Here is a 9,311-nt window from a genome sequence, read left to right as displayed (position 1 = left end):
CGTGAGAGATCGACGATGACGGACTCGCCGCCGATATTCTTGCCGAGCGCGAGCGCGAGTCTTGCGTCCGTATCCTGGAAGTCGTCCGACTCCATGAGCTCGCGCAGCATCACGATCTCACGCGTGTCGTTGGGGAGCTCGATGCCCATGGCGTTGCGGCCCGGAACGACGGCGACGCGCGTTGCGATCGCGCTCATGGATCTCGCGATATCGTCGGCGAGGCCGATGACGCGCGAGGATTTAGTGCCGGGCGCGGGCTCAAGCTCGTAGAGCGTGACCACGGGACCGGGACGGACATTGGTGATTTCGCCCTTGACGCCGAAATCCTGGAGCACGCCTTCGAGCTCGCGCGCCGTCTCGTGCAGGACTTCATCGCTGACGTCGCGGCCGCGGCTGCGCGGCTGCGGTTGCAAGAGTTTGAAAGGTGGCGCCTCGTAAGGTTCCTCGTCGTGCTGCGCGCGGCCGCTGAAGCGTTTCTTCCTCTTGGCGGCCCCGTTCAGGCGCGTGATATTGTAATCGGGTTCGGTGATGTCGTCGCCATACTCGTCTTCGTCGGACTCCTCATCCTCGTCGTAGCCCTCCGGCACGGCATCGAAGGATGGCTCGATGCGACCGTCCGGATCGGCGATGAACGCCCGTTCGGTCCACGCCTCGTCGCTCGACTCGTCTTCCGTTTCCTCGTCCAGGAATTCAGGCTCCTCGTCGCGACGCCGCCGGAAACGGCCAAGCGTGGCGCGCGTGCGCATGGCGATATGCATGGCGGCGCCGAGGGACGCGTTCGCCCATTCGCTCGGGATGCGGCTGCGCGGCGCCCACAGCGCCAGCAGCGCTGATGTACTCGTGCCGCAGGCAAAGAGGAGCAGCATGATGCCGACGCCGAAAAAGACGAGCCCGGCGACGAAGGACACCGCGGCCTCCGGCAGAAACGGTCCGATGACATGGGCGGCGGCGATGAAAAGATCGCCCAGGATGCCGCCGAGACCATTCGGCAGCGGCCAGCTCTTTGGCTGCGGCAGAGCCGATAGCGCCGCGGCGAGCAGGACCACCGCTGCCGGCCGTGCCAGCAGGCGCGCGCGCCGCCGCGTCCGCGCGGTGCGGAAGACGAGATGCCAGCCCCAGGCCGCGAGCGGTAGGAACAGGATGATGGAGGCAAGCCCCAAGGATTGGATGGTGAGGTCCGCAAGCACAGCCCCCCAGCCGCCGAGGAGATTGCTGGGCGCCGCGCGCGTGGCGTTGTTGAAGCTTGGATCGTGCACCGACCAGGTGGCGAGGCTCGCCCAGGCGCCGCAAGAAACCGCCAGGATGACGAGCCCGTATGTCCCAAGGACGAGGCGACGCAAGCCCGTTTCGACAGCGCCCGGCAAGAGCCGGCGCCGCTCTTTCACTCGTGTTCTGCTGGCCATTCCCTAACCCAAAGTGGCGACGATACGCGCCAGCGCCGCGCTCGTGGCTTCGGCGTCATGCACGAGCGCGGCCCTGACGAAATCCATGCCTGGATTGATCCCGTCTGCTTCCCCGTGGGCGAGATACCTGCCCGGGAGCATTTTGACACCACACCCTTTCCAAAGGGTTTTCATCGCGGCCTCCCCGCCGCCGCTGGCGTTCATGTCGAGCCACAAAAAAAGCTCCCCGCAGGGCGCTTGTAGCCATAGCGGCCCGCAAGGAGGCGGTCGGCCAGCTCGAAATTCCGCCGGTAAAGGGCGCGTCCCGCTTCCACATGGACCTCATCTCCCCACGCCGCGACGGAAACATGCTGGATCGGCAGCGGCACTTGGGGACAGGCGACATTCCGGAAGCGCAGGAAAGGCGCCATGAAGGACGCGTCCCCCGGCAACGAATCCCGATCGGAGGCCGGGAAGGCCGGATCGCTTGGAGAGCGGACTGGAAGGACACGACATTGGCGGCTGCCGCTGGCGCTCATGGCCGTCTGCAAGGCCCCAGGCGGCGCGACGTCGGTAAAGATCTCCGAATAACACTCGTCGGCGAACAGGAGGAAATCGTGCCGCCGCGCCAGCGCGATGGCGCGCGTGAGATAGTCTGCATCGGCAACCGCGCCTTGCGGGTTGGAAGGCGAGCAGAGGTAAAAGGCGATGCTGCGATCAAGTAGCACCGTGTCGATGGTGTCGACGTCCGGAAGAAAGCCTGTATCCCCGCCGCTCGGCAGAAACACAGGCTCCGCGCCTGAGGCCGCCGTTGCCGCGGCGTAGGCCTGGTAGAACGGATTGGGGATGAGAACGGGGGGGCGCCCCGGGACGGTCTTCCGCGCCAGCGCAGGAAAAATGGCTGAAAACAGACCCTCCCGTGAGCCATTAAGGGGCAGCACCTGCGTCTCGGGATCGATCCTGCTTTCTAGATTCGGGTAGCGCCGCCCCCATCCAGGCCGCGATCGCTCCCCGCAATTCCGGGAGTCCCTTGATCGGCGGGTAGCGGCTGAACTCCCCGGCATGAGACGCAAGGATCGGCGTCACGAAGTCTGGAAGCGGTGCGCGCGGCTCTCCAAGCGACAGGTCGATCGGCGCGGCGCCGGGCGCGAAACCCTCCAGCAGCCGCGCGAGGCGGCCAAATGGAGAGGCGACCAGGGCATCGAGGCTGGTGAGGTCGGAGGGCACGTTTCCCTGTTACGGGATGCGTTCCGCGGCGGCAATGGGCCGTTCGCGCCGGGCCATAAAAGGAAGCCCCGGCGAGAGGCCGGGGCTGAAGTGAGCAAAAGTCTGGGAGGATGTAGACTTCAGCTCGTGTCGCGTAACGTTTTTTCCCTCAGTTGGTTGCGCGCAATGTTTAGGGAACCACCTCCCCATGCAGGTTGATGTCCAGCCCTTCGACCTCAGTGGCCTGGCTCACCCTCACGCCCGTGATGATGTTCACGACGATGAGGATCGCGAAGGTTGCGATCGCGCACCAGATGATGGTGGCGAGAATGCCGTAACCCTGCGTGAGCACCTGGCCCGGATTGCCTTCTAACAGGCCCGGCTTTCCACCAATGGCTTCCACGGCGAAGACGCCGGTGAGAAGGGCACCGATAATGCCGCCCACGGCATGGATGCCGAAGACGTCGAGCGAGTCGTCGTAGCCAAAGGCGCGCTTCACCGTCGTCGAGGCGAAGAAGCACCCAAGGCCGGCCGCGATGCCGATCCAAAGCGCACCGGTCGGACCCACGAAGCCCGATGCCGGCGTGATGGCGACGAGACCGGCGACCGCTCCCGAAATGATCCCGAGAACGCTCGGCTTCTTGTGCACGAGCCACTCGATGAACATCCACGCGAGCGCTGCCGCAGCCGTGGCGATCTGTGTCACGGCCATGGCCATGCCGGCCGACGCGTTTGCAGCCACGGCGGAGCCGGCATTAAAGCCGAACCAGCCGACCCACAGTAACGAGGCGCCGACGACGCTGTAGACGAGGTTGCTAGGCGCCATGTTTTCGGTGCCGTAGCCGTAGCGTTTGCCGAGATAGATCGAGCAGACCAGGCCCGCGATACCGGCATTGATGTGCACCACGGTGCCGCCCGCGAAGTCGAGCACGCCGGCGCCCGCCAGGAACCCGCCGCCCCAGACCCAATGCGTGATCGGGGCATAGACGATGAGAGACCACAGCACCATGAAGAGCACGAGCGCCGAGAACTTCATGCGGTCGGCGAAGGCGCCGACGATCAGGGCCGGAGTGATGATGGCGAAGGTCAGCTGGAAGGTGAAGAACACCGACTCAGGAATCGTGAGCGTGAGACTGTCTTTCCCAACCCCATTCAACAGAACTTTGGAGAAGCCTCCAATGTAGGAATTGAGCGAACCGCCATCGGTGAATGCGAGAGAGTAGCCCGCGACCATCCAGACAATGGTGATAAGACAGGTGATCGCAAAACACTGCATCACCAGCGATAGGATGTTCTTCTTGCGTACCAGGCCGCCATAGAAAAGCGCGAGCCCGGGAATCGTCATCATCAAGACGATGGCCGTGGCTGTGAGCATCCACGCCGTATCGCCGGTATCGAGCGTCGGAGCGGGAGCCGCAGCCGCAGCCTCCGCTGCAGCCTCCGCCTCCTGCGCGAGTGCAGGATCGACGTAATGCAAGAGCAGCACAGCGAACGCAGCGGCTGCGATCAGAAAATATTTGGCAAGGGTCACCATTCTTCTACCTCCCCCTCTAGAGCGCGGATTCGTCGGTTTCGCCGGTGCGAATGCGCACCGTCTGCTCGACGGGAACGACGAAGATCTTGCCGTCACCGATCTGCCCGGTCTTGGCAGCGGCAACGATGGCATCGACCGCCTTGTCGACAGAGGCAGTCGGAATGACCACTTCGATCTTGATCTTCGGCAGGAAGTTCACGGCGTATTCTGCGCCCCGATAGATTTCCGTATGTCCCTTTTGCCTCCCGTAGCCTTTCACTTCGGTCACGGTCATGCCTTGCAAGCCGAGCTCAGTGAGGGCCTGGCGGACCTCATCGAGCTTGAATGGCTTGATGATCGCCATTACCAGCTTCATCTCTAACCCCTCCATGTTTACGGCGCCGGGTTCTTGGCGTTCATGGTCCCAGCCGTGCCAACCTGCATGCAGAGTCAAGCCTCGTGCCAACTCTGCGGCACCGCAGCAAACCGTTGCTTTTAATGAAGTTTAACGCGGGCGGGATGCGCGAGGGCCGGAGCCGGCTCGAAGCTAACGCCCGTAGAATAAGCAATTACGGATGAGTGCCTACTTTATAGGCTCTAGCGGCCGTCTCTCTGGCGGACGAGGCCTTCCTGCGCGGTGGACGCCACCAATTTCCCGTCGCGGGCGAACAATATTCCGCGGCAAAAGGCCCGGCCGGCGGCCGAGCTTGGGCTGTCCTGCGCGTAAAGCAGCCAGTCGTCGACTCTGAAGGGCCGGTGAAACCAGATGGCGTGGTCGAGGCTCGCGAGCATGAGCCCGGGGTCGAAAATGAAGCGCCCATGCGCGATCAGCGCCGTATCGAGCAGCGTGAAATCCGAGGCATAGGCCAGCACGGATTGGTGCAGAGCCATGTCGTCCCCGAGATCCCCCGTGGCCTTGATCCAAACTTGCTGAGAAGGCACACGCTCCTGCGGCGAGAGATAGCGCGTCAGGTTTACGGGCCGAATCTCGATCGGTCTCTCCCGCTCCCAATAAGCCCGCACCGCGGGTGGCACACGGTCTATCAACTGCTCTTTCAGCTCCGCCTCACTCGGCAAAGCTTCCGGAGGCGGCACGTCCGGCATTCTGATCTGGTGGCTCAGCCCCTCCTCCTGGCGGTGAAACGACGCCGCCATGGAGAAGATGGCCTGGCCATGCTGAATCGCCACCACGCGGCGGGTGGAAAAGCTCTTGCCGTCGCGAATGCGGTCGACCTCATAGATGATGGGTACCGCGGGATCGCCGGCGCGCATAAAATAGGCATGCAGCGAATGGGCCGTGCGATCCTCGACGGTGCGGCAAGCGGCGACAAGGGCTTGGCCGATCACTTGGCCGCCGAACACGCGTTGCCATCCGACCTGCGGGCTCAAGCCGCGGAAGAGATTGCGCTCCAGCGGCTCCAGATCGAGGATGGCGAGCAGTTGGTCGAGGGCTTGGCTCATGCATGGACCTCGCTTGCGGTACCTTCTATCCGCCGCCCTTTACTAGTTTCATCGCTCCAGCGAAACGCAACGCGCGCCACCTTGCGGCTCCTGTAATTGGAATCCCCCGCGAAGGTCGCCTATAGGAATGCGATGCAAGGATCGGGCGCGCCTTACGATGTGATTATTGCCGGCGGCGGTTTTGTCGGGCGCGCCCTCGCCCTCGCCCTTGCCAAGGCAGCGCCGGAAGGCTTCCGCATCGCTCTCATCGATGCCGAGGGACCGGCAGGAATAAAGCCTGACGCCCGTGCCTCGGCCCTATCGGCCGCAAGCAAGAGTCTCTTGTCCGTTCTAGGCATATGGGATGCGGTCGCACGCGACGCTCAGCCCATCACCAGCATCGACATCACCGATAGTGAGCTTGGCGCGTCGTTTCGTTCGCACTATCTCGGTTTCGACGATCAGCCGAGCCCCGGCCAACCCGGCGCCTATATCGTCGAGAACGCGGGCCTTCACAGCGCCCTCGCCGCCGCCGTCGCTGCAAGGCCGGCTATCACGCAGCTGGCGCCGGAGACCGTCGCCGACTTCAAGTCGGGTCCCTATAGCGTTGCGGTCACCCTCGGCAGCGGCGCGGTCATCGAAGGACGCCTGCTTGTTGCCGCTGACGGCAAGCGCTCGCGCTTGCGCGAACGCGCCGGCATCAAATGCGTCGGCTGGTCCTATCCGCAAATCGGCATCGTTACGACGGTCGCGCACAGCAAGCCGCATCAAGGCCGCGCGGTTCAGCATTTCCTGCCCGCCGGACCGTTTGCCATGCTCCCGCTGAGCGGCAACCGCACCTCCATCGTCTGGACCGAGGATAAGACGCGGGGGGACGCCATCATGCGGGGCAGCGACGAGAATTTTCTCGCCGAGCTCACGACTCGATTCGGGCATCGTCTCGGCGACATCGCCATCGCCGGCCCGCGCCAGCCTTTCCCGCTCGACATGCAGCTTGCGCGCAGCTTCATCGCAGATCGCTTTGCCTTGATCGGCGACGCTGCCCATGTGGTCCATCCGCTGGCAGGTCAGGGCCTCAATATCGGCCTGCGCGATGTGGCCGCCCTCAGCCAGACCGTCGTCGAGGGTGCAAGGCTCGGACTCGATATCGGTGCCCATACCGAGCTTGAGCGATACGAGCGCTGGCGCCGTTTCGACAGCGCCTTCTCCGCCGCCGTGATGGACGGCATAAACCGCCTCTTCTCCAACGACAGCACGCCGCTCCGCGCGATACGCGATCTCGGCCTCGGCATCGTCGAGCGGACGCCTGCCTTGAAGCGCTTCTTCGTGCGCGAGGCGTCGGGCACCGCCGGCGAGGTGCCGCGGCTCTTAAAGGGCGAGTTGATTTAGACCGGAGCCTTTAGCTTCCGTCGAGCTTCCGCGCTTCTTCCGGCAGCATGATGGGAATGCCGTCGCGGATGGGATAGGCGAGGCCGGCCGCGCGGCTGATCAGCTCTTGCCGCTCCCGGTCGTAGTCGAGCGGCGTCTTCGTGAGCGGGCAGACCAGGATCTCGAGCAACTTCGGATCGAGCCGCCGGTCGCCGCTTGTCTTGCTCTCGTCCGCCATCGGCCTGTCTCCTTCAGCGTCCATCACTGCAGCGACGTTCCAGAGCCGTCGTCTCGCGTTGCAAGTTCCATCTCGGCGAGCGCCACCAGCGCCTCCGCGCGTGACTTCAGATCCGGAGCCTCCAGGAGCGCTTGCTTCTCCTCCGGTCCGTACGGACTCAAGATCGACAGCATGTTGACGAGGCGCTCGTTGCTCGCGCCGTTGATGCGGTCCCAATCCGCGCTCAGACTATTGGCGGTGAGATAGCTTCGGAGCGTTTCGATGAGAAGCGGCCGATCCACGTCCTCTTCGCCATGCCCGCACAGAAAGTCGGCGGCGTATGGCGCGTAGCTGACCTGACAGAGGCGGAACGGATGATCGGAGCCGGCCTCTCCCGTAACGTCGAAGCGCGCGATGCCGGCAAGGGAGATCACCACACGGCCGTCGTCGTTCTCGCTGAAGGCCGAGATGCGCCCTACACAGCCGACCCGCCGCAACTCGAAACTATTGCCCTCGGGTGATTCACCCGACCCCGTCTCCGTGCTTGGCTGCACCACGCCGATCAGCCGGTCGCCGGCGAGGGCAAAATCCACCAGCGCAAGATAGCGCGGCTCAAAGACGTTGAGCATCAGAGGCACGCGCGGCAACAGGATCGCGCCGCGCAACGGGAAGATCGGCAGAACTTGGGGCAGGTCGGCGGCGCTTCGATATTGTTCGGTCACGCCCAAGGCCCGCTCCTAAGCTCACGCAAACAGGATCGACGACAGTTTTTGCCGTCCGAGCGCGGCCGTCTGGTCGCTCGTCCCCCAGGCCTCGAACAGCTGTAGCAGCTGCTTGCGCGCCGCGTCGTCGTTCCAGCCGCGATTTTTGCGGATGATCGAGAGCAGCTCTTCCAGGGCACCTTCGCGGTCGCCCTTTGCATTGAGAGCGAGCGCGAGATCGAAGCGCGCCTGATGGTCTTGCGGATCCGCCGCGAGCTTTGCCCGCAGGGCATCCACCTCGCCTTCGTTCGGGGCCTTGCGCGCGAGCTCGAGCATGGCGCGGGCGCTTGCGACAGGGGCGCTGTCCGCCTTGGCAGGCGGGACGAGGGCGAGGGTCTGCTCGGCGCGGACCAGATCGCCGGTCTTGATGTAGCATTTGGCGAGCCCCGCCGCTGCCTGCGGCTTCTCGGCATCCTTTTGCAGGACCTCGCCGAATGTTTGCGCTGCGGCGTTGACGTCGCCTGCCGCCAAGGCCTCCTCGGCAGCCTCGAGCACGGCGGCGAGATCGGCCGATACGTCGCCCGTCAGCCGCGCGATGAAGGATTTGACTTGCGATTCCGGCAGCGCGCCCATGAAGCCGTCGACGGGCCGGCCATCCTGAAACGCGAATACGGCTGGGATCGACTGCACGCCCATTTGCGATGGGATCTGCGGATGCCCGTCGATATTGAGCTTCACGAGCTTGACGGCGCCCTTGGCGGCGCGCACCAGCCGCTCCAGCACGGGCGTGAGCTGGCGGCAGGGACCGCACCACGGCGCCCAGAAATCGACGAGCACCGGGACTGCCTGCGACGCCTCGATGACGTCGCGCATGGAGTCCTGCGTGGTGGTGTCTTTGACAAGGTCGCCGCCCGCTCCGCCGGCGCCGCCTTCACTCAAGATGGGGGTATCGATACTCATCGTCGTGGCCTGAGGCGGACCCTAGCGCCTAGCGTGGACCCCGCCAAGAGGGGCGTTGGGTCGCGGTGTGCGGAGGTCGGTCGGTCGGCAAGCATGGCCAAACGTCTAGCGGACCCATCGCGCCGCGCCAAGTTTAGCGGCGTCCGAACGGCGCTAGACAAGGGGCGAGTGATCAACTAGATCGTTAGTCCCCGAACGATCGGTTGGAGTGCGGGTGTAGCTCAGGGGTAGAGCACAACCTTGCCAAGGTTGGGGTCGTGGGTTCGAATCCCATCGCCCGCTCCAAAATCATCAAACACTTAGCCCAAGATCGGAGCGCTCCGCCGGGCGCGTGTCCGCGGCCTGTCCGCGTAATCTGTTCGACTTTCATTCGCCAGACGGCGCTGACTTAGCCCTTTCGATCTCGCTAATAATCTTATCCCTGTGTGCGCTTGCCAACACTTCGAACTGACGCTCCCGAAACGCCTTGTACTCTGCTCGAATTAGCTTCTCGCCATCGACGATTCTGGAGATGCGCGGCTTTG

At 64.1% G+C, this 9,311-nt stretch carries 11 protein-coding genes and 1 tRNA gene; 2 read left to right on the top strand and 10 right to left on the bottom strand.

Going from position 1 to position 9,311, the window contains the following annotated elements:
- From ACR2J1_RS07810 to tesB, 7 genes are all read right to left on the bottom strand, one after another.
- On the bottom strand, positions 1–1,385 hold a 1,385-nt coding region (locus ACR2J1_RS07810), incomplete at its 3' end, for a DNA translocase FtsK 4TM domain-containing protein (RefSeq protein WP_434018770.1).
- A gap of 21 nt (positions 1,386–1,406) precedes the next feature.
- On the bottom strand, positions 1,407–1,544 hold the full coding sequence (locus ACR2J1_RS07805; protein WP_434018769.1) for a hypothetical protein: 138 nt from the start codon (positions 1,542–1,544) through the stop codon (positions 1,407–1,409).
- Between the two features lie 59 nt (positions 1,545–1,603).
- Complete coding sequence (locus ACR2J1_RS07800) at positions 1,604–2,323, bottom strand: aminotransferase class I/II-fold pyridoxal phosphate-dependent enzyme (protein ID WP_434018768.1); 720 nt, start codon at positions 2,321–2,323, stop codon at positions 1,604–1,606.
- Complete coding sequence (locus ACR2J1_RS07795; protein WP_434018767.1) at positions 2,310–2,609, bottom strand: hypothetical protein; 300 nt, start codon at positions 2,607–2,609, stop codon at positions 2,310–2,312. Before ACR2J1_RS07795 ends, ACR2J1_RS07800 begins: the two co-directional genes overlap by 14 nt.
- Before the next feature lie 169 nt (positions 2,610–2,778).
- Positions 2,779–4,122, bottom strand: a complete 1,344-nt coding sequence (locus ACR2J1_RS07790) for an ammonium transporter (RefSeq protein WP_434018766.1) — start codon at positions 4,120–4,122, stop codon at positions 2,779–2,781.
- Between the two features lie 16 nt (positions 4,123–4,138).
- A complete protein-coding gene (locus ACR2J1_RS07785) occupies positions 4,139–4,477 on the bottom strand; it encodes a P-II family nitrogen regulator (RefSeq protein ID WP_434018765.1) in 339 nt (112 codons plus the stop codon).
- 221 nt (positions 4,478–4,698) lie between these two features.
- Positions 4,699–5,562: an acyl-CoA thioesterase II gene (gene tesB / locus ACR2J1_RS07780; RefSeq protein WP_434018764.1), complete on the bottom strand. Its 864-nt coding sequence runs from the start codon at positions 5,560–5,562 to the stop codon at positions 4,699–4,701.
- A gap of 132 nt (positions 5,563–5,694) precedes the next feature.
- Between tesB and ACR2J1_RS07775 the strand changes: the two genes are divergently transcribed.
- Positions 5,695–6,930: an FAD-dependent monooxygenase gene (locus ACR2J1_RS07775; protein WP_434018763.1), complete on the top strand. Its 1,236-nt coding sequence runs from the start codon at positions 5,695–5,697 to the stop codon at positions 6,928–6,930.
- A 10-nt stretch (positions 6,931–6,940) separates the two neighbouring features.
- On the opposite strand, the gene ACR2J1_RS07770 is transcribed toward ACR2J1_RS07775, so the two are convergent.
- Genes ACR2J1_RS07770 through trxA form a run of 3 tightly spaced genes read right to left on the bottom strand, consistent with a single transcriptional unit; the run spans position 6,941 to position 8,787 of the window.
- Positions 6,941–7,147, bottom strand: coding sequence for a Trm112 family protein (locus ACR2J1_RS07770; RefSeq protein WP_434018762.1), 207 nt, complete (start codon positions 7,145–7,147; stop codon positions 6,941–6,943).
- Between the two features lie 23 nt (positions 7,148–7,170).
- Positions 7,171–7,848, bottom strand: coding sequence for an LON peptidase substrate-binding domain-containing protein (locus ACR2J1_RS07765; RefSeq protein ID WP_434018771.1), 678 nt, complete (start codon positions 7,846–7,848; stop codon positions 7,171–7,173).
- 21 nt (positions 7,849–7,869) lie between these two features.
- Positions 7,870–8,787, bottom strand: coding sequence for a thioredoxin (gene trxA, locus ACR2J1_RS07760; RefSeq protein WP_434018761.1), 918 nt, complete (start codon positions 8,785–8,787; stop codon positions 7,870–7,872).
- A 210-nt stretch (positions 8,788–8,997) separates the two neighbouring features.
- On the opposite strand from trxA, the gene ACR2J1_RS07755 reads away from it, so the two are divergent.
- A tRNA-Gly gene (locus tag ACR2J1_RS07755) sits at positions 8,998–9,072 on the top strand.
- Positions 9,073–9,311: the final 239 nt, after the last annotated feature.

Source organism: Methyloceanibacter sp., from assembly GCF_050999895.1.
Classification (GTDB): Bacteria; Pseudomonadota; Alphaproteobacteria; order Rhizobiales; family Methyloligellaceae; genus Methyloceanibacter.
The sequence above is the reverse complement of the archived record's forward strand: the minus strand, read 5'-3'. Positions and strand labels throughout refer to the sequence as shown.

Coding starts and splice junctions, on each gene's coding strand:
- tesB (WP_434018764.1), bottom strand. CDS start 5,562: ATGAGCCAAGCCCTCGACCAACTGCTCGCCATCCTCGATCTGGAGCCG.
- trxA (WP_434018761.1), bottom strand. CDS start 8,787: ATGAGTATCGATACCCCCATCTTGAGTGAAGGCGGCGCCGGCGGAGCG.
- ACR2J1_RS07775 (WP_434018763.1), top strand. CDS start 5,695: ATGCAAGGATCGGGCGCGCCTTACGATGTGATTATTGCCGGCGGCGGT.
- ACR2J1_RS07770 (WP_434018762.1), bottom strand. CDS start 7,147: ATGGCGGACGAGAGCAAGACAAGCGGCGACCGGCGGCTCGATCCGAAG.
- ACR2J1_RS07805 (WP_434018769.1), bottom strand. CDS start 1,544: ATGCTCCCGGGCAGGTATCTCGCCCACGGGGAAGCAGACGGGATCAAT.
- ACR2J1_RS07785 (WP_434018765.1), bottom strand. CDS start 4,477: ATGAAGCTGGTAATGGCGATCATCAAGCCATTCAAGCTCGATGAGGTC.
- ACR2J1_RS07790 (WP_434018766.1), bottom strand. CDS start 4,122: ATGGTGACCCTTGCCAAATATTTTCTGATCGCAGCCGCTGCGTTCGCT.